Annotated in this window: 17 protein-coding genes; 10 read left to right on the forward strand and 7 right to left on the reverse strand. The window is 70.8% G+C overall.

Annotated features, from left to right (window positions below):
• Positions 1–229 precede the first annotated feature (229 nt).
• Positions 230–1,396: an NAD-dependent formate dehydrogenase gene (locus ACIPC1_RS14850; RefSeq protein ID WP_402516844.1), complete on the forward strand. Its 1,167-nt coding sequence runs from the start codon at positions 230–232 to the stop codon at positions 1,394–1,396.
• Positions 1,397–1,452: 56 nt separating this feature from the next.
• On the opposite strand, the gene ACIPC1_RS14855 is transcribed toward ACIPC1_RS14850, so the two are convergent.
• The gene (locus ACIPC1_RS14855; RefSeq protein WP_402516847.1) at positions 1,453–1,848 is read right to left on the reverse strand and encodes a molybdopterin-binding protein; all 396 of its coding nucleotides are present in this window, start codon (positions 1,846–1,848) and stop codon (positions 1,453–1,455) included.
• A 220-nt stretch (positions 1,849–2,068) separates the two neighbouring features.
• Here ACIPC1_RS14855 and ACIPC1_RS14860 point away from each other — a divergent pair, with 220 nt between their 5' ends.
• Positions 2,069–3,595: a serine/threonine-protein kinase gene (locus ACIPC1_RS14860; protein WP_402516849.1), complete on the forward strand. Its 1,527-nt coding sequence runs from the start codon at positions 2,069–2,071 to the stop codon at positions 3,593–3,595.
• Between the two features lie 499 nt (positions 3,596–4,094).
• Complete coding sequence (locus tag ACIPC1_RS14865) at positions 4,095–5,084, forward strand: alpha/beta fold hydrolase (RefSeq protein ID WP_402517632.1); 990 nt, start codon at positions 4,095–4,097, stop codon at positions 5,082–5,084.
• 11 nt (positions 5,085–5,095) lie between these two features.
• Here the strand turns inward: ACIPC1_RS14865 and ACIPC1_RS14870 are convergent, their stop codons facing one another.
• A complete protein-coding gene (locus ACIPC1_RS14870) occupies positions 5,096–6,043 on the reverse strand; it encodes a TauD/TfdA dioxygenase family protein (protein ID WP_402516852.1) in 948 nt (315 codons plus the stop codon).
• Positions 6,044–6,177: 134 nt separating this feature from the next.
• On the opposite strand from ACIPC1_RS14870, the gene ACIPC1_RS14875 reads away from it, so the two are divergent.
• On the forward strand, positions 6,178–6,591 hold the full coding sequence (locus tag ACIPC1_RS14875; RefSeq protein ID WP_384377594.1) for a cupin domain-containing protein: 414 nt from the start codon (positions 6,178–6,180) through the stop codon (positions 6,589–6,591).
• A 149-nt stretch (positions 6,592–6,740) separates the two neighbouring features.
• Positions 6,741–7,406 (forward strand): SDR family NAD(P)-dependent oxidoreductase, encoded by a 666-nt coding sequence (locus tag ACIPC1_RS14880; RefSeq protein ID WP_402516854.1) that lies wholly within the window; start codon positions 6,741–6,743, stop codon positions 7,404–7,406.
• Between the two features lie 91 nt (positions 7,407–7,497).
• Here the strand turns inward: ACIPC1_RS14880 and ACIPC1_RS14885 are convergent, their stop codons facing one another.
• The 4 genes from ACIPC1_RS14885 to ACIPC1_RS14900 form a co-directional block, all read right to left on the reverse strand.
• Positions 7,498–7,836 (reverse strand): MerR family transcriptional regulator, encoded by a 339-nt coding sequence (locus ACIPC1_RS14885; RefSeq protein WP_402516856.1) that lies wholly within the window; start codon positions 7,834–7,836, stop codon positions 7,498–7,500.
• Between the two features lie 574 nt (positions 7,837–8,410).
• Positions 8,411–8,740 (reverse strand): SCO5918 family protein, encoded by a 330-nt coding sequence (locus ACIPC1_RS14890; protein WP_365430183.1) that lies wholly within the window; start codon positions 8,738–8,740, stop codon positions 8,411–8,413.
• 85 nt (positions 8,741–8,825) lie between these two features.
• Positions 8,826–10,370 carry a DEAD/DEAH box helicase gene (locus ACIPC1_RS14895; protein ID WP_402516859.1) on the reverse strand — a complete coding sequence of 515 codons (1,545 nt, stop codon included), beginning with the start codon at positions 10,368–10,370 and terminating at the stop codon, positions 8,826–8,828.
• Positions 10,371–10,756: 386 nt separating this feature from the next.
• Positions 10,757–10,960, reverse strand: a complete 204-nt coding sequence (locus ACIPC1_RS14900) for a cold-shock protein (protein WP_055611897.1) — start codon at positions 10,958–10,960, stop codon at positions 10,757–10,759.
• Positions 10,961–11,389: 429 nt separating this feature from the next.
• On the opposite strand from ACIPC1_RS14900, the gene ACIPC1_RS14905 reads away from it, so the two are divergent.
• Both ACIPC1_RS14905 and ACIPC1_RS14910 read left to right on the forward strand, forming a co-directional pair.
• A complete protein-coding gene (locus ACIPC1_RS14905; protein ID WP_402516861.1) occupies positions 11,390–12,724 on the forward strand; it encodes a hemolysin family protein in 1,335 nt (444 codons plus the stop codon).
• Positions 12,721–13,746 (forward strand): hemolysin family protein, encoded by a 1,026-nt coding sequence (locus ACIPC1_RS14910; protein ID WP_402516863.1) that lies wholly within the window; start codon positions 12,721–12,723, stop codon positions 13,744–13,746. Before ACIPC1_RS14905 ends, ACIPC1_RS14910 begins: the two co-directional genes overlap by 4 nt.
• Before the next feature lie 36 nt (positions 13,747–13,782).
• On the opposite strand, the gene ACIPC1_RS14915 is transcribed toward ACIPC1_RS14910, so the two are convergent.
• Positions 13,783–15,738, reverse strand: coding sequence for an Ig-like domain repeat protein (locus ACIPC1_RS14915; RefSeq protein WP_402516865.1), 1,956 nt, complete (start codon positions 15,736–15,738; stop codon positions 13,783–13,785).
• Positions 15,739–16,063: 325 nt separating this feature from the next.
• Between ACIPC1_RS14915 and ACIPC1_RS14920 the strand changes: the two genes are divergently transcribed.
• The 3 genes from ACIPC1_RS14920 to ACIPC1_RS14930 all read left to right on the forward strand — a co-directional run bounded on the left by ACIPC1_RS14920 (position 16,064) and on the right by ACIPC1_RS14930 (position 19,471).
• Entirely contained in the window at positions 16,064–16,558 is a 495-nt protein-coding gene (locus ACIPC1_RS14920) for a hypothetical protein (protein WP_402517634.1), read from the forward strand.
• 220 nt (positions 16,559–16,778) lie between these two features.
• Positions 16,779–18,110 (forward strand): acyltransferase, encoded by a 1,332-nt coding sequence (locus tag ACIPC1_RS14925; RefSeq protein ID WP_402516867.1) that lies wholly within the window; start codon positions 16,779–16,781, stop codon positions 18,108–18,110.
• A 341-nt stretch (positions 18,111–18,451) separates the two neighbouring features.
• Positions 18,452–19,471 (forward strand): acyl-CoA desaturase, encoded by a 1,020-nt coding sequence (locus ACIPC1_RS14930; protein WP_402516869.1) that lies wholly within the window; start codon positions 18,452–18,454, stop codon positions 19,469–19,471.
• Positions 19,472–19,556: the final 85 nt, after the last annotated feature.

The following is a 19,556-nucleotide window of genomic DNA, read 5'->3' on the forward strand; positions in this document are numbered from 1 at the left end:
GTGGGGGAGCGGCTGCCTGGGGGTACGGCGGTGGCGGAGCGGCTGTCTGGGCGGACCGCGGTGGCGGAGAGGCCGTCTGGAGGTACGGGTGGCGCAGCCGGCGCCTGGAGGTCGGCGGTGAGATAGCCGCCGGCTATCTCGGCATAGCAACGTTCGCTTTGACCTGCGGATTCGACCCCGAGGATGGTGAAGAGCACCTTCACACAACGGAGTTGAGGAGAGCCGCGACATGGCCAAGGTGCTCTGCGTTCTGTACGACGACCCGACCGACGGATACCCGAAGACGTACGCCAGGGACGATCTGCCCGTCATCGACCACTACCCGGGCGGCCAGACCACGCCGACCCCGAAGGCGACCGACTTCACCCCCGGCCACCTGCTCGGCAGCGTGACCGGCGAGCTGGGTCTGCGCCGCTTCCTGGAGGAGCGCGGCCACACCCTCGTCGTCACCTCCGACAAGGACGGCGAAGGCTCGGTCTTCGACCGTGAGCTGCCCGACGCGGACATCGTGATCTCGCAGCCGTTCTGGCCGGCCTATCTGACCCCCGAGCGCATCGCCACCGCCAAGAACCTGAAGCTGGCGGTCACGGCGGGCATCGGCTCCGACCACGTCGACCTCGACTCGGCCATCGCGCGCGGCGTGACGGTCGCCGAGGTGACGTACTGCAACAGCATCAGCGTCGCCGAGCACGTGGTGATGATGACGCTCTCGCTCGTACGGAACTACCTCCCCTCGCACCAGGTGGTCCTGGACGGCGGCTGGAACATCGCCGACTGCGTGGAACGGTCGTACGACCTCGAAGGCATGCACGTCGGCACGGTCGCCGCCGGGCGGATCGGGCTCGCGGTGCTGCGCCGCCTGGCGCCCTTCGACGTGAAGCTGCACTACACCGACCGCCACCGGCTGCCGCGCGAGACCGAGGAGGAGCTGGGTCTGACCTGGCACGAGAGCTCGCAGGACATGGCCCCGCACTGCGACGTCGTCACCATCAACGCGCCGCTGCACCCGGAGACGGAGGGGCTGTTCGGGGACGAGCTGCTCGGTGCGATGAAGCGCGGCGCCTATCTGATCAACACGGCCAGGGCGAAGATCGTGGACCGGGACGCGGTCGACCGCGCCCTGCGGAGCGGTCAGCTGGCGGGGTACGCGGGTGACGTCTGGTATCCGCAGCCCGCCCCGGCGGACCACCCCTGGCGCACCATGCCGCACCACGGGATGACCCCGCACATCTCCGGTTCCTCGCTCTCCGCGCAGGCCCGTTACGCGGCGGGCACCCGGGAGATCCTGGAGTCGTTCTTCGACGGCACCCCGATCCGGGACGAGTACCTGATCGTCGACGGGGGCGCGCTGGCGGGCACGGGGGCGCACTCGTACTCGACGTCGACGACGACCTGACGACGACCTGACGTCGACCTGACGGAGGCGTGCCCTGGGCGGATCCTGGGCGTGCCCTAGGTGCGGTCGATGTGCACGTTGGTCGACTTCACCCTCGCGGTGGCCTCCATGCCGACCTCCAGGCCCAGTTCCTCGACAGCCTCCCGGGTGAGGAGGGAGACCAGCCGGTGCGGCCCGGCCTGGATCTCCACCTGGGCGGCGACGTCACCGAGTTTGACGGCGGTGACGATGCCCGCGAACGCGTTCCGGACGGAGGTGTAGGAGGAGACGTCCTCCTCGCCGCCGGTCTTCGCCAACTCCACGGAGAACGCGGCCAGATCCCGGCCGTCGATGAGCCGCCGCCCGCCGTCGTCCCGGTGGGTGGCCACCCGCCCGGCGTCCGCCCACCGCCGGGCGGTGTCCGGGCTCACGCCGAGCAGCCGGGCGGCCTGGCCGATTGTGTAGGACTGCATACGCGTCACGATACGGGGAGCCGGCTGCCCGCCTCGCGGAGCGGTCGGGCAACTTGCCGAGACGGTCCCGCAACCTTTGCCGGTTATGGTGACGACGCGAATCGAACACCACAAAGCAGAGAGAACGTAGAACACCGCACAAAGCACAAAGCACAAAGCACAAAGCGCGTGGCGCAAAGCACGTGGCAGGTGGCACGGAGAGAGTCGGCGGGGGCGCGTTGTGTCGGACGAGGGGCGGCTGATCGCCGGGCGGTACCGGTTGGCCGAGCAGATCGGGCGCGGGGGTATGGGCACCGTGTGGCGGGCCCAGGACGAGGTTCTCAGCCGGGACGTCGCGCTGAAGCGGCTGCATGTCCAGCGGCACCTCACCGACGACGAGCTCGCCACGCTCTACGAACGCACCCGTCGTGAGGCGCGCAGCGCCGCCCGTATCGCCCACCCGAACGTGGTCGTCGTCCATGACGTCGTCGACGACGAGGGGCTGCCCTGCATCGTCATGGAGTACGTGCCCTCGACGACTCTCGGCGCGCTGCTCAAGGGCGGCGGGACCGTCCCGCCCGGCGAGGCCGCCCGGATCGGGCTCGGCATGGTCGCCGCGCTGCGGGCCGCCCACGCGGCCGGGGTCCTGCACCGTGACGTCAAGCCCGGCAACGTACTCCTGGGCGCCGGCGGCCGTGTCGTCCTCACCGACTTCGGTATCGCCCTGGCGAGCGGCACCTCGACGCTGACGAGGACCGGCGAGATCATCGGGTCGATCGACTACATCGCGCCCGAGCGGATGCGGGGCCAGAAGCCGGGGCCCGCCGCCGACCTCTGGGCGCTGGGAGCGACCCTGTTCCAGGCCGTCGAGGGGCGGCCGCCGTTCCGTAAGGACACGGCGGTGGAGACGGCGTACGCCGTCGTCGCCAACCCCCTTGAGCCCATGAAGCTGGCCGGACCGCTGGAACCCCTCATCGAAGCGCTGCTGGCCAAGGACCCGGACGCACGGCCGTCCGCGGAGGCGACGGAACGGGCGCTGGGGGCGGTGCCGGTGGTGGCGCCGACGCCGTTCACGGCCGGTGCGCAGGCACCGGCTCAGGCGCTGCCCGCGCCCACCCGGCGGGAGCCTTCACCGGCGCCGATCCCGGCCCCGGCGCCTGCGGGGAGGAAACGGCGTGCGTTGGGCTGGAGCGCGGTGGCCGTGACGGTGGCCGCCGTCGTCGTGGCGGGAGGGTTCTACGTCGTGACGCGCCACGACGAGGACGGCGGTGCGGGCGGCACCGCCCAGGGCACCGGCACGGCGACCGCGTCCACCCCTCCCCCCGTCCCCGCGGACTTCCACCTGGTCACGGAGAAGACGCTGGGCATCGCCTTTCCCGTCCCGGACAGCTGGAAGCGCGGCAAGGCGACGAGCGAAGAGGTCAACTACGCCGACCCTTCAGGCCTCGCCGGTCTCACGATCGACATCGTGGACCCCGCGGGCCCCAACCCCGTGTCGCACTTCACGAACATCGAGGCGAACACCAAGGTCAACTACCCCACGTACCGGAAACTGCGGATGCAGCGCACCACCTTCCAGGGACAGCCCGCGGCCGTATGGGAGTTCACCTTCGAGGGACGGGTCCGGGCGTTCCGTGCCATCGACTTCGGCTTCGGGCGGGAGGGCGACAGGGAGTACGACATCTATCTCTCGGCGCCCGACAAGCAGTGGGACACTTTCCGACCGGTCTTCGACAAGGTCAAGGCGGGCTTCCGCACGCTCCGTTGAGGGCTCCCCGCCGAGTGCGCGCGCCCTCGCCGCCGGGCGCTCGCGTCTCCCGGCGAAGGCGTCGTCCACCGAGGTCTTCCAGCGCTCCGCCAGTACGTCCTTGACCTGTTCGACCGCGGTTCCTCGCTTCGGTATGGGTCGAGTGCACGTCCGAAGAGCCATCTCCTGGCCGGATACCGATGGTTCGGAGGCGGAAGCTGCACGCGAGGCGGCCGGCGGACGCCGACCCGAGGATGCCGGGCTGTGGACGCCCGCCCGCGGATGCCGGGCTGCTTATGCCGACCCGCGGACGCCGGGCTGTGGACGCCGGCCCACGGATGCCGAGCTGCGGACGCCGGCCCCCGACGCCGGCCCGCGACGCCGACCCCCTGACGGCTGCCGCGCTCACCGACGGCTGGCCGAGCTGAACGATCCGTGTTGCCGAAACGGCAACATCACTCGCCGCGGGCCTGTCATCATCCGCATGATCGAATCGCAGACCGAAACCTCTGGAGGACTGATGCCGCACCCGGTCATGGACGTAACGCACCGGCTGGTTCCCGCCCCCGCGGGCCGGATCCACCTGGTGGAGCAGGGCACGGGCCCGCTGGTGCTGCTCGTGCACGGCTTCCCGGAGTCCTGGTACTCCTGGCGCCACCAGCTCCCGGCGCTCGCGGCGGCCGGGTACCGGGCGGTCGCCATCGACGTCCGGGGCTACGGCCGCTCCTCCAGGCCCGCCGCCACGGAGGCGTACCGCATGCGCGAACTGGTGGCGGACAACGCGGCGGTGGTGCACGCCCTCGGCGAGCGGTCCGCGGTGATCGTCGGCCACGACTGGGGGTCGCCGATCGCCGCCAACTCCGCCCTGATCAGGCCGGACGTCTTCCGCGCGGTGGGGCTGTTGAGCGTCCCGTACGCGCCGCGTGGCGGCCCCCGGCCCACGGAGATCTTCGCGGGGATGGGCGGCGGGGACGAGGAGTTCTACGTCTCCTACTTCCAGCGGCCCGGTCGCGCCGAGGCCGAGATCGAGCCCGACGTACGCGGCTGGCTCGCGCGTTTCTACGCCGGTCTGTCCGCCGACACCATGCCCGAACCCGGCGCGCCCGACCTGCACTTCGTCGGCCCGGGCGGGGAACTGCGCGACCGGTTTCCCGTCGACGGACGGCTGCCCGGCTGGCTCGGTGAGGACGATCTCGACTTCTACGCCGGGGAGTTCGAGCGAACCGGTTTCAGCGGAGCGCTGCACCGCTACCGGAACATGGACCGTGACTGGGAGGACCTCGCCGACTTCGACGGCGCCCCGATCACCCAGCCCTCCCTGTTCATCGGCGGTGGCCTGGACGCCTCGACCACCTGGCGGGCCGACGCGATCAAGGCCTACTCCACCACCCTGCCCGGCCTGTTCTCCTCCGACATCCTCGACGGCTGCGGCCACTGGCTCCAGCAGGAACGCCCCGACGAGACCAACCGGCTCCTCATCGACTGGCTGTCCGCACTGCCCGCCGCCTGAGGTCACCCAGGTCACCAGCGGCCGGGCTCGGTCCCCACGATCGGTTCGGAGGGCCTGCCGTCCACGCCGACCGGGATGTCACCGGTGAGCATGACGCGGTGCATCACGCGCGGGAAGTCGAGATGGGCCAGGTCGTTCGGGGCCAGGTGGATGGTGGCGCGGTTGTCCCAGAAGGCCACGCTGCCCGGCTCCCACCGGAAACGGACCGTGTACTCGGGCCTGGTCGCCTGTTCGAGCAGCATCTCCAGGAGCAGCCGGCTCTCCGCGCGGGACACGCCCTGGATCTGCTCCACGTAGTAGCCGTTGACGAACAGCACCCGCTCGCCCGTCTCCGGGTGCACCCGGACCAGGGGATGGCCGGAGGCGACCTGCCGGTCCAGCAGATGACGTGCGTACGCGTCGTCGCCCGGCCGCGGCTGATACCCGACGCCGAGCCGGTGCTCGGCGCGCAGCCCGTCCACGAAGTCCCGCACCGGCTCCGACAGTCCCGCGTACGCGGCCGCCAGGTTGGACCACGTGGTGTCACCGCCGTACGGGGGTACGGTCTCGGCGCGCAGGATGGTCGCGGCCGGCGGGTCGATCCGGGCGCCGTGGTCGCAGTGCCAGCCCCTCAGCAGGGTGTGCCGGCGCCGCTCCAGCCACTCGGCCTGGTCCATGCCGTACCGTCCGCCCAGCTCCAGCCGGTCGGCCGTCGTCTCCACCTGGGGAAACCCCTCCGGCGACGCGCTCCCGCGCTTGCCCGGCGTCACCGGCTCACCGAACCGCCGCGCGAACGCGATGTGCGCCGCGTGGTCCAGCGGCTGGTCCCGGAAGAACACCACCTTCCAGCGCAGCACCGCCGCCCGGATCACGGCGACCACCGCGTCGTCCAGCGGCCCGGCCGCCAGATCGACGCCCGTGATCTCCGCGCCGATCAGTCCCGCGACCGGCTTCACCTCGACATCGTCTGCTGTTGTCATCTGCGCTCCGTCGACTGTGATTTCGCCCCTGCTTCCGACCCCGTCCAAAGAATCATGGACGGTCCTCGGTTCGTTCGGGCGTGCGTCGTGGGTCATAGTCTCGATGAGACGAAGCGAGCGGTCAGGAGATGTCCATGGAGATCCTCAAGCAGCAGCCCACCGTCAAGGCCCCGGCGGACTGGTTCACCGGCGATGTCTGGTTCGACGTCATCTACGCGGGCCAGGAACCCTCCCGGATGCGCGCCAACATGGTGCGCTTCTCCCCCTGCGCCCGCACCGCCTGGCACGCGCACGCCGTCGGCCAGACCCTGCACATCGTCTCCGGGACCGCGCTGATCGGCACGCGCGACGGCACGGTCATCGAGGCCCACCCCGGCGACACCATCCACACCCCGGCCGGGCAGGAGCACTGGCACGGCGCCGCTCCGGACCGCTTCATGGAGCACCTCGCGCTGTGGGAGGGCCTCGGCGACGGCACCCCCGAGACCGAGTGGCTGGAGAAGGTCAGCGACGAGGTGTACACCGCCCCGCGCAGCAGCACGCGCTGAGCCGGGCGCGGCCCCGGACGAGTACGGGGGAGCGGCCCTGCCGGGATGCGCGCCGGGCCCGCAGTCGGGATGCTCGTTGAGGGCCCCTGTGCAGGTGCCCCTGGCCGCCCCGCCGCCCCGCCGCCTCGTCCCCCAAGGAAGCCCCCCTCATGACCACCATCGCCATCATCGGAGCGGGACCCGGACTGGGCGCCGCCGTCGCACGGCGGTTCGGCCGGGAGGGCCATGACGTCGCCCTCATCTCGCGCAGCCGTGAACGCGCCGAGGCCCTCGCCGCAGGCCTGGCCGACGCCGGCGTCACAGCGCGCGGCTTCGCCGCCGACGTACGCGATCCGGAAGCCCTCGAAGCGGCGCTGGCCGCCGCGGCCGCGACGCTGGGCCCGATCGAGGTCCTGCAGTACAGCCCGATCCCGCATCGGGACTTCATGCGGCCGGTGCTGGAAACCGCCGCCGCCGATCTGGTGGGCCCGATCGAGTTCTCCCTGTACGGGGCCGCCACCGCCGTCCGTGAGGCGCTGCCCTCGATGCGGTCGTTGGGGCGCGGCACCATCCTCTTCGTGAACGGGGGTACCGCCGTCGTTCCCCACCCCGACAGGGCCGGCACCTCCATCGCCTTCGCCGCCGAGAGCGCGTACGGCCACCTGCTGCACGACAGGCTCGCCGCCGACGGAATTCACGTCGCGCAGCTCGTCATCCCCGGCGCGATCATCCAGGGCCACGACAGAAAGGACCCCTCGGCGCTCGCCGACACCCTGTGGGGCATCCACCGGGAACGGCACGGGTTCCGGCACTACGCGGACGACCTCGACAGCTGATCAGTCTCCGGCAATCCGTCTCCGGCAATGCGTCTCAGACGATCCGTCTCCGGCGATCCGTCTCGGGCACGGCCCGTGTCCAGGCGCTCGGTCAGCTGGAAGTGTCAGTCGTTTCCTTCGCGGCGCGGCGGTACTCGGCGTTGATGCGCTGAGCCTCCTCGAGCTGGTCCTCGAGGATGACGATGCGGCAGGCGGCCTCGACCGGGGTTCCCTTGTCGACCAGCTCGCGGGCGCGGGCGGCGATCCGCAGCTGGTAGCGGGAGTACCGCCGGTGCCCGCCCTCCGAGCGGAGCGGAGTGATCAGGCGGGCCTCGCCGATGGCCCGGAGGAAACCGGGCGTGGTGCCGAGCATCTCGGCGGCCCGGCCCATCGTGTAGGCGGGGTAGTCGTCGTCGTCCAGATGGCCACTGAGCGGAGTGTCTGCAGTCATTTCACCTCGATGTGCAACGCGTCGAGGGGCCCTGGTGCCGTACGGCACCAGGGCCCCGAAGGAAATTCAACACCATCGGTCGGCCTTAGCGTTGCGCCGACCTTCTGTTTCCGCTGCCCGGTCTGAGACAAGGACGGGACTGCGGGGATCGCGGATGCGTGACCGGGGACCACCTTCCAATCCAGGGGTCTTGCGGTACCCGGGCCGGATACATCGCGGCCCGGGCGATCCAGATGGCGTCTGCTCCTCCGTCCTTCCTCTGGTTCGGTCTGTCCGTTCGTGTCTGCCGGGTCTCGCTCGACCGCGGCTACGAGAGAAACCTTAGCCACGGCGCCAGCCAATGTCTACTCTTGCCAGAGTAGATTTCGGCGCGCAGGGAAGGTCAATATTCTGCTCCTCCGACCGGTGGGAAGCGGTGGGGAACTCGTCGGGGATCCGTGGACAACCCGGTGGAACGCGAAGAGGGCCCTGCCGACGCGCGTCGGCAGGGCCCTCAATGCTGTACGAGCTGTACGTACAGCTCGCTGAACTGGTGTGGCGTGTGGCGGGGCGTGGGTTCCGCTCCCGCCCGTCCTCAGACTTCCAGCGGAGCCGGGCTGCCGAGCAGCGCCGACGCGTTCTGGAGCGGGGTCAGGGGGCGCGGGGCGGGTGCGGCGGGTGCGACCGCCTCCTGGCCGCCGCGGCAGGTGAAGCCGAGGCGGGCCATGGCCCGGGTGACCTCGCCGCTGGTGAAGTCGCGGCGGTCCTGCCGGGTGATGACCTCGCCGACCTGCTTGGCGGGGTAGTGGCAGCGGCCGATGATCACGGACTCACCCGTGATCGGCTCGGGCTTGACACCCTTCATCGTTTCCAGAACCCCGCTCTTGGTGAGGTCGAACGGGAAGCGGGCGATGACACAGCGCATGATGCCTCACATGGGAGGGGGAGGAAGGGGACGAGCTGCTGACCGGGGCCAGGGCCGGGGTGGGTGGAACGGTCCACCGGCGCCGCTAGGCCGCCGGGTTGGCGGCGGGCCGCCGCTGCCCGGTGCGGCCGCGACGACCACGGGAGGACGAGGACGACGAGGAGGAACCGCCGCGTCGGCTCCGCTCCACGACCGGCGCCTTGATGACGACCGGGATGCCCGAGGGGGCCTGGGCGCCCGTGATGCGGTTCAACTCCGCCTCACCCGAACGCACTTGCGTGTTCTGCGGGGTGATGCCGGCGGCGGCCATCAGCCGGGTCATCTCGCGGCGCTGGTTGGGCGTCACCAGCGTGACGACGCTGCCGGACTCGCCGGCACGGGCCGTACGACCACCGCGGTGCAGGTAATCCTTGGGGTCGGTCGGCGGATCCACGTTGACGACGAGGTCGAGGTTGTCGACATGGATGCCGCGCGCCGCGACGTTCGTCGCCACCAGCACCGTCACATGCCCGGTCTTGAACTGGTCCAGGGTCCGCGTGCGCTGCGGCTGGGACTTGCCGCCGTGCAGGGCGGCGGCACGGACGCCGCTGCTCAGCAGGTGCTCGGTCAGCCGGTCCACCGCGTGCTTGGTGTCCAGGAACATCAGCACCCGGCCCTCGCGCGCCGCGATCTCGGTGGTCGTCCGGTTCTTGTCCGCGCCGTGCACGTGCAGGACGTGGTGCTCCATGGTGGTGACCGCGCCCGCTGACGGGTCGACGGAGTGGACCACCGGGTCGGTCAGGTAACGCCGGACCAGCAGGTCGACGTTCCGGTCCAGGGTGGCCGAGAAGAGCATCCGCTGGCCCTCGGGACGCACCTGGTCGAGCAGTGCGGTGACCTGGGGCATGAAGCCCATGTCAGCCATCTGGTCGGCCTCGTCGAGGACGGTGATGGCGACCTGGTTCAGCCGGCAGTCGCCACGGTCGATGAGGTCCTTGAGCCGGCCCGGCGTGGCGACGACGACCTCGGCCCCGGCGCGCAGCGCACCGGCCTGCCTGCCGAGCGACATCCCGCCCACCACCGTGGTCAGCCGCAGCCGTACGGCACGGGCGTACGGGGTGAGTGCGTCGGTGACCTGCTGGGCGAGCTCGCGGGTGGGGACGAGGACGAGAGCCAGCGGCTGCCGCGGCTCGGCACGCTGACCGGCCGTACGGGCGAGCAGCGCCAGCCCGAAGGCGAGGGTCTTGCCCGAACCGGTGCGGCCACGGCCGAGTACGTCACGACCCGCGAGGGAGTTCGGCAGGGTCGCCGCCTGGATCGGGAAGGGCACGCTCACGCCTTCGTTTCCGAGCGCGGCCAGCAGCGGCGCCGGCATGTCGAGATCGGCGAACGCCTCGACGGCGGGGAGACCGGGTGTGATCGTCTTCGGCAGTGCGAACTCGCCCTGCAGCGCGGCCGGCCGGCGTCCGTAGCTTCCGCCGCGGCTCGGAGCACCGGAGCGGCCGCCGCCGCTCCTTCCGGAGCCGGAGCCGCCGGAGCCGTATCCCCCGGAGCCGGAGCCGCCGGAGCCGTATCCCCCGGAGCCGGAGCCACCGGAGCGGGTGCGCGCGAAGCGATCATTTGTGCGGGTACGTGTGCGGTCGCGATTCAATGCGGAACCTTCCTTGATATGGCACGTATCAAGGAATTCCCGCAGCGAATGAGCAGCGCAGAGAATCGCAAGAACGAGCCGAAGACAATGCGAGACCGAAATCGGTCGGCAGTAAGTACTCACCGGATACGGCACCGAATTGAATGGCGCGATCCTGGTGGTGGGACCGGGTATTGCGTGCGGGCGGGTCCAACTGAACTCGTGAATCCCGCGGATCCGACGGATATCAATCCGGTTCGACAGCGGGTCTGGCAGGCGGATTGATATCCGGTGCCTGTCCGTCATGGTGTCCGGATGGCATCCGGAGCGGGTCCGTGTACGGGAACGCAGCGAGCTGGGGCCCGCACCCCAAGGTGCGGGCCCCAGCTGCGAAGTAAGCGTCAGCGTCAGGCGGGAACGATGTTCTCGGCCGTCGGGCCCTTCTGGCCCTGCGCGATGTCGAAGGTGACCTTCTGGCCTTCCTGGAGCTCGCGGAAGCCCTGGGCGGCAATGTTCGAGTAGTGGGCGAAGACGTCGGCGCCGCCGCCGTCCTGCTCGATGAAGCCGAAGCCCTTTTCCGCGTTGAACCACTTCACGGTACCAGCAGCCATGTTGAAATCTCCTTCGGGGCGGTGCTCGGACTGCACACTGTGCGCACTCCGTGTCGCCGTGATGATTACCCTCAGGATTTTCTGGGGACCACAACTGCAACTGAGATCAACAGTAGCACGCTGCGACCGGCGATGTGTGATAGGTAAATCTGTTCCGCCGGTCGACGGAAAAACCCTCATCGTGCCTCGCGGCAAATTCTCACTTTGCTGTCACAGATATTGCCTCCCTCGGGCCCCAACGTTTCTGTCGGGGTGTGGGCCGGCGACGGAGGCGGGGTGCCGGGCAACTTTGCGATCCCTTTACACTGGACGCGACCTACGACCACGAGTACGACCGAGGAGCGACGGTTCCGCGATGGGTGAACCTCCCAGTACCAGCCGTGCCACATCCCGCCCGCCCGGCATGCGCAGGGGATCGGGGGTGGCACGGTGACCGAGATCCTGCTGTTGCTCCTCGCCCTGCTGCTCACGCTCGCCTGCGCGCTGTTCGTGGCGGCCGAGTTCTCCCTCACCACCGTCGAGCGCGGTGATCTGGAGCGCGCCGCCGAGGCGGGTGAGCGCGGCGCGGACAGCGCGCTGAAGGCGGTACGCCGGCTGACCCTCCAGCTGTCCGGCGCACAGCTCGGCATCACCGTCACCTCGCTGGTGATCGGCATGCTCGCCGAGCCGTCGTTCGCCACGCTGCTGCGCGGTCCGCTGGAGGCGGTCGGCCTCGGTGGCGCGGCCGCAACCGTCGCGACCCTGCTCGGCGTGGTCATCTCCACCGTCGTGCTGATGGTGGTGGGCGAGCTGGTGCCGAAGAACTGGGCGATCTCGCGTCCGCTGGCCGTCGCGAAGGCGGTCGCGGGTCCGCAGCGGGGGTTCACGGCCGCGTTCGGGCCGTTCATCCACCACCTCAACAACACGGCGAACCGTTTCGTACGCCGAATCGGCCTCGAACCCGCCGAGGAACTGGCCACCGCCCGGGGACCCGAGGAACTGGTCGCGCTCGCCCAGCACTCGGCCGCCGAGGGCGCGCTGGAGGCGGACTCCGCGGAACTCTTCGTCCGCACCCTGCACCTGAGCGAGCTGAACGCGGAGAACGTGATGACCCCGCGGGTGGACGTGCGGGCGCTGGAGGCGCGCGCCACGGCCGCCGACGCGGCCAACCTCACCCACGCCACCGGACTGTCCCGCTTCCCCGTCTACGCCGACAGCCTCGACGAGGTCGTCGGCACCGTCCACATCCGCGACGTCCTGGCCCTGGAGCCCGCCGAGCGGGCCGTCACGCCGGTCACCGCGCTGGCCACCGCCGCGCTCCTGGTACCCGACAGCCTGCCCGCCGACCGGCTGCTTGAGCGGCTGCGCGAGAGTCGCACCATGGCCGTCGTCATCGACGAGTACGGCGGCACGGCGGGCGTGGCGACGGTGGAGGACATCGTCGAGGAGGTCGTGGGCGAGGTCCGCGACGAGCACGACCCGATCGAGGCCCCCGACCTGCTGCCCGCCACCGCCACCGAGGACGGCCGCGCGGTGTGGGAGGCGGACGGCAGCGTACGGATCGACGAGCTGACCGGCATGGGGCTGACCGCGCCCGAGGGGCCGTACGAGACCGTCGCCGGACTCATCGCCACCCGCCTGGCCCGTATCCCCGCCGAGGGAGACACCGTCGACCTCGACGGCTGGCGGCTGACCGTGCTGGACGTCGAGCACCATCGGGCCGACCGGGTCCGCATCACCGAACCGGCGGCGGCAGCGCGGCGGATCACGGAGGAAGCCCGATGACCGTCGTCCAGCTCGCCATCGGCGCCCTGACCCTGCTGACCAACGCGTTCTTCGTCGGGGCGGAGTTCGCGCTGATCTCGGTGCGCCGCAGCCAGATCGAACCCCGCGCCCAGGAGGGCGACAAGCGGGCCAGGATGACCCTGTGGGGGCTGCGGCACATCTCCGCGATGATGGCCACCGCCCAGCTCGGCATCACCGTCTCCTCGCTGGTGCTCGGTGCGGTCGCCGAGCCCGCGATCGCGCATCTGCTGGAGCCGGCCTTCAAGACGGCGCACATCCCGCACGGCCTGGTGCACCCGATCGCCTTCGTCCTCGCGCTGACCGTGGCGACGTATCTGCACATGCTGATCGGCGAGATGGTCCCGAAGAACATCGCGCTCGCCGCCCCCGTGACCACGGCGCTTTACCTCGGCCCGCCCCTGGTGGCCCTCACCCGGGCCCTGAAGCCGGTGGTCTTCGGGATCAACGCCTTCGCCAACGTGCTGCTGAAGCTGTTGCGGGTGGAGCCGAGGGACGAGGTGGAGTCGGTGTTCACCGACGACCAGCTCGCCCGTATGGTCGTCGACTCCAGGGCGGCCGGACTGCTCACGGCCGCCGACGGCGAGCGGCTGCGCGACGCGCTGGAACTGGGCACCCGCCCGGTCGGCGAGATCCTCGTGCCGGTGCCGAAGATGCGCACGGTCGACCACACGGTGACCCCGGCGCGGCTGGAACGGGCGGCCGCCGAGGCGGGCTTCTCGCGCTTTCCGGTCACCGGCGAGGACGGCACCCTGCTCGGCTATCTGCACATCAAGGACACCCTGGGCGCCGTCGACCGCGACCGCCCCTTCCCGCCCGCCACCCTGCACCCCGTCACCCGGGTCCGTATCGACACCCCGCTCGACGACACCCTCACCGCCCTGCGCGCCATGGGCAGCCACCTGGCCGCCGTCACCGGCGAGAAGGGCGCGGTACTCGGCTTCGTCACGATGGAGGACGTGCTGTCGGAACTGGTCGGCCCGGCCCCGGCCACGCGCACGTGACCGGAACCGGGCCGTCAAGAACCCTTGCGGGGCGGGCTAGTTGGAGAAGTACAGGTACTTCCAGGAGCCGTATGTCGTCGAGTTCACGGTGTCGCCGGACGAGCCGTTGATGTACGCCGACCGCATCCGCGCCCGGATGCCGGACTCGCCGGGCGCTCCGAGGCTGACCGCCGACTTGCCGTTCGTGGCGAGGGCGAAGTACTCCGAGCCGGACTTGTACCAGGAGCCCTGGTAGTAGACCTCGAGTTCGAGGCGCTGCTTGCGGCCCGGGTAGTACGACATGGTCGTCGTCAGCACCGGGTCGGTGTTCTTGTGGAACCAGTAGTACGACGTCGAGCCGATCTTGGCCGTCTTGTAGTGCTTGGAGACGGAGGTCGAGATCTTGACCCGGGCGAACGCCGTCACCTTCACGGTCCTGGGCGCGTAACGCGCGTCGCCCTTGAAGACCGCGGTGATCTCCGTGTCCCGCGTCATGTCGACCCAGGCACCGATGTCGCCCTTGGAGTTGACCTTCCCGGTCTTCAGCAGCTTCTTGGGCTTGTCGCTGCCGAAGGGGTTCGCCCAGATCTCGACCGTGCGGTTCTTGTACGTCGAGCCGAGGTGCGCGGTGAAGGCGACGTCGGTGCCGTAGTTGTAGACCTTGCCGTTCTTGTTCAGGCTCAGCGCCGGCTTCGCACGGGAGACCGTGACCTTGTCGGACGCCGTGGCCGTGATGTGCTCGGCGTCGCCCGCGTAGGTCACCTTGTAGGTGACCGTGCCGCCGGCCGGCGGGGTGTCATTGAAGCTGTACGTGCCGTTCGACTTCACCGTGACGGCGGGCAGCGCCTTGCCGTTGGGGCTGTCCAGGTCGGTGCGGGTGACGGCCAGCTTGGCGCCGGCCGGGAGCGGCACGGTCGCCGAGAGCTTGCCGGTGACGGTGAGCTTCTTGGCGCGGGTGGCTGTCGCGGGGGCGCTCACCGTGAGGGTGGGGTTGTTCATCGTCGGCTGGGTCAGGATCTTGACCGTGTAGCCGTTGCTGCCCAACACCAGGGCGAAGATCCGCGAGGAGTCCGGCGACCACGTCACCGTGGACGCGACCTGCGTGCCGGTGCTGTAGGTGCGGACCGGCTGGGTGGCGTTCGGCCGGTAGACCGCCACCTTGGTGCCGTTGACCTGGGCGACCAGGCCGTTCGCCGCGACATCGGCCTCCTGCCCGGACGGGTAGGAACCGGACTCGGTGAACTTCCCGTCCGCGTAGGCGTCCCGGACAGCGCCGTTGACCAGCACCTCGTCGGCGCCGGCGACGAGGTCGATGTCCCCGATGCCGTCGTTCAGCGTGTAGTCGCCGTTGTACCAGGCGGTGAGCCGCGCCGTGCCGTCCGAAACGTCGACGACGGCCATCGAGTCCGTGGAGATGCCGGTCTCGCCGATGGCCAGCACGCCCGGCCGGCCCGGGTCGGTGTCCAGCAGCGCCTGGCCCCAGATCCCGGACGAGGTTCCCTCGGTCGGGAACTGCGTCATCGTCACCGGGTCGGTCTCTCCGGCCGGGTCCACCGCCGGGTCGACCGAGCCCAGGTCGCCGTCCCACTGGTCGCCGTACGTGAACCACACCTTGCCGTCGGCGAAGGCGAGCGAGCGGGGGCCGGTGTCGGTGGGGACGGTGTAGCGGGTCTCGATGTCGAGGGTGGCCGCGTCGATCGCCACGATCTCGTGGCTGTTGGGCAGGGCCGCGTAGAGGGTGGCGCCGTCGTCGGACACCGTCAGGCCGGCGACCGTACCGAGGCCGCTGACGGTGTCCAGAAGGGTGCCGGAATAGTTGGCGGCGTGGATCCTGCCGTAGGTGCTGTCGGCGACGAAGACCCGCTGGAGGGGGCCGTCGGCGACCAGCGCGCCGGGCGAGGAGGTGGTGACCGGGACGGCCGCCGAGGCCGCGCCGGTCGTGGCGACGCTCAGCGCCGCCGAACTGAAGAGAACCGCGAGCGCCGTCGCGGTCGAAATGCTGCGCCTGCGCACAGTGATGTACCCCCACAAGAAAACCCGGTGGATGGCCGGGAGTTGAGAACGCCGCGCAACACCCGGACCTGACCGCCGAAATGCGGTGACGCCGGGGCGCGGCTGCTGTCAGCAGCGTATGGCATGCCTGTGACAGATGAGGAGGGAGTTTCCGGTGAACAGGTTCGAGCCGGGGTCGGGAGCGCCGCGACCGTCGCATTCCCGGCGATGTGCCGGCGCGGCTGAACCGCACGGCCGCCTCTCCCGTCTGACAGGCCAACACGTGGGCGGCGTACGGCTGTTCACTCACCAGGCACCGCGCAACCGCTGGAGGCACCCCTTGGCCATGGTCGGCCTGTTCTGGATCACCGAGGACGCCGTGTACGTGGGAGCCGAGCCCGTCGGGACGGCGTCCGGGGTGCGGCTGACGGAGGGCGGGGTCGAGACTCTGGGAGAGGGCAACGGCGCGTTCTGGAGATGGGACGAGGTGCAGGGGATCGCGGTCAGCGACCTCGTCGTACGGTCCGCGGGCCGGCGGCTCGTCTCCATGGCCATCGACTCGCTGGTCGTGCTGGTGACCGGCGACGGCGAGTTCCCGCCCGCCTTCACCGTGCACGTGGAGGCGGCCGACGACACCGTCGCGGTGAGCGCTCTCCCGGCTGTCTCCGGTGGGATCTACCTCCAGGTCGAGCGCGAACTCTCGGGCATCGTGCTCGACCGCCTCGCCGACGGCGGCGCGTCCGTCGGCGACCTCCTCTCCTGGCGGCGCGAGCAGGCCGACGACAGCACCCCGCGCCGCGAGGAACGCGAGGCGCTGCTGCGGAAGTGGTCGGGGGAGTAGCTCCGGCCGGAGCTTCCGTGGTCGTTCTCCAGGTGGAGCCTGAGCGGGCCCACGCCGTAGGCACCACCGTTCGGGGCCTTGCTGAGCAGCGCGTGGCCGAGGTTCGCGCTCCTTCTCCGTGCCACCGCGGTGCGCGGATCATGTCGTACCGGGCACGAATCGGTTGCGGCCCGGGCTTCCCGCCGCGGTCCCCGTCGGCACTGCGGCAACATCACGACGTATGAGCAGAGACCGCTACGTCGACTTCCTGCGCGCGTGGGCGATCGTGCTGGTGGTGCTCGGCCACTGGCTGATCACCGCGCTGGTCCGGGAGCCCGGCGGGGAGATCGCCGCCCCGGAGCTGCTGGCGACGATTCCCTGGACCCAGTGGCTGACCCTCGGGTTCCAGGTCATGCCGCTGTTCTTCCTGGCCGGGGGCCATGCGGCGGGCGGCTCCTGGGCGCGGACCCGGGCGGCGGGCGGGACGGCCTCCGGGTGGGTGGGAGGACGGGCGCTGCGGCTGCTGCTTCCGACGGCCGCCTACAGCGCGTTGGTGCTGTCGGCCGTCGGGATCTGCTCGGCGGTGGGCGTGGACCGGGACACCCTCGCGCTGGTGGGCTGGGCGATGGCGATGCAGTTCTGGTTCCTTCCGGTGTATCTGCTGCTCAGCGCCCTGACCCCGGCGCTGCACGCGGCACACCGCCGCCGGGGGCTCGCCGTTCCCGTGGCGCTGGGCGTGGTCGCGCTGGTGGCCGACGTACTGGTCGTGAAGGCCCACACGCCGTACGTCGGACTCCTCAACTACGTGCTCGTGTGGGGTGTCGCCTACCAGCTGGGCTTCTGCTGGCGGGACGGCCTGCTGACGGCGGGGCGCGGGCGCACGTCGGTCGTGATGGCGGCGGGCGGTGGGCTTGCCTTCGCCGCGCTGATCACGCTCGGGCCGTTCCCGGTCAGCCTCATCCTGGTGACGGGGCAGACCCCCAGCAACACCAATCCGCCGTCGGCCGCGATGCTGGCGTGGGTGGTGGCCCAGGCCGGGCTGTGCCTGCTCGCCGCACCGGCCCTGCGCCGGCTCCTTGCCCGCGAGCGGGTCTGGCGGTCGGTGCGGCCCGTGGGCGGCGCCAGCATGACGCTGTACCTGTGGCACATGCTGCCGGTGCTGGTCGCGGCCGCCGCCTTCTACCTGACGGGGCTCGCACCCCGGCCCGAGTTCGGCTCGGTGGCCTGGTGGGGGCTGCGGGTGCCATGGCTGCTGGTGCTCGGCGTGATCCTGGCCGGTGTGGTGACGGCACTGCGGCCGCTGGAGCGCGGGCTGACACTCCTGTACGAGCGGACCAGGCCGGACGCCGGCCCACACCGCCCCTGGCCGCTGTGGCTCGGCCTGGCGGCGAGCATCGCCGCGCTGACCCGCTTCGCCGTGCGGGGGTTCGCGTACGACGGCCGGTTCCCCGTCCTGCCCGCGCTCGGCCTGGCACTGGGCACGGCGCTGGTGATGGCCTCCGGACGGACGGCGGTGCGCCGAAGCCCGGGCAGGCCCAGGAGCCCCGAGGACGTGCTGGAAGAAGCCGCCTGACGTCGGGCCGCCGGCCATCGACCGCCGAGGCCCGGCTCCCTTCGGGCACCCAGGAGTACGGTTGAGTCGCGAGGACCGTTCGTCTGCCGGTGCTCAGGCCGGTGTCGGCCTCGCGGTTCTCCCGCATCGACCACCCGGGGTGCTTCGCGCTCGGGGCAGCTTCCGCCCTGCGACCACCGAAGCCCTTCCCTTCCCCTCCCCGACCGGCGTGGCTCCGCCGGCTCTTCGCCTGTGACGACGGCCCAGCCCTCAGCCACCCGGCCGCCGCACATCACCTGTCGTTTCACCGGAGCAGCCCGTGACCCCGGCCGCACCACTCGCACCGAGGTCAAGGAGTTCCGATGTCGCTCAGTTCCACCACGTCGAACACGGCCCAGCCTGTCCAGGAACAGGACCCGGGTCAGGAACACGAACAGCAATTCGTGTACGACGGGCACGTCCCCTTCCCCGACGATGTTCCGGCGCCGCCCCGCGACAGGGGTGCGCGGATGTACGTCAGCGTGACCGCGGCGATCGTCGTCCTGCCGTTCGTGGTGCTCGGCCTGGCCGGCTGGCTGCTGTGGGGCAGGCTCATCCACCCCGTCGACATCGTCGTCGCGGTGGTCTTCTACACGGTCACATGTCTCGGCGTCACGGTCGGCTTCCACCGCGGCCTCACCCATGGCGGCTACCGGGCCGTCCGCCCCCTGCGCATAGCGCTCGCGATAGCCGGTTCGATGAGCTTCCAGGGTGACGTCATCGGCTGGGTCGCCACCCACCGTCGCCACCACGCCTTCACCGACCGGCCCGGCGACCCGCACTCCCCGTACCGCTACGGCACCCATCTCTCCGGCCAGCTGCGTGGACTGCTGCACGCGCATGTCGGCTGGCTGTTCCGCAACGACGTGACACCCGCCGAGCGGTACGCCCCCGACCTGCTGGCCGACCGCGACATCCAGGCCGTCTCCCGCGCCTTCCCGCTGCTGTGCCTTCTCACCCTCGCCCTGCCGTTCGGGCTTGGCTGGGCCATCGGCGGCAGTTGGCTGTACGGCGTAACGGCCTTGCTGTGGGCGGGACTTGTCCGCATCGCGGTGCTCCACCACGTCACCTGGAGCGTCAACTCGCTGTGCCACATGATCGGCGAGCGCCCGTTCCGGACCCGGCGCCACGACCGGGCCACCAACCTGTGGCCGCTCGCTCTGCTCTCGTTCGGTGAGAGCTGGCACAACCTCCACCACGCCGACCCCACCAGCGCACGGCACGGCGTCGACCGCGGTCAGATCGATCTCTCGGCCGAGGTCATCCGCCTCTTCGAACGTCTTGGCTGGGTGAGCGAGGTGCGCTGGCCGGCGCCGGAACGCGTGGCCGCCCGCCGGGCGTGATCACCCGGGCCCACCGATCGTCGTACGGCAGTCCGTCGCCGTACGGAAGCCGATAGCCGTACGGCAGTTCGTGGCCGTACGGATT

It is taken from the genome of Streptomyces sp. NPDC087263 (assembly GCF_044744645.1).
In the GTDB taxonomy this organism is placed as follows: Bacteria; Actinomycetota; Actinomycetes; order Streptomycetales; family Streptomycetaceae; genus Streptomyces.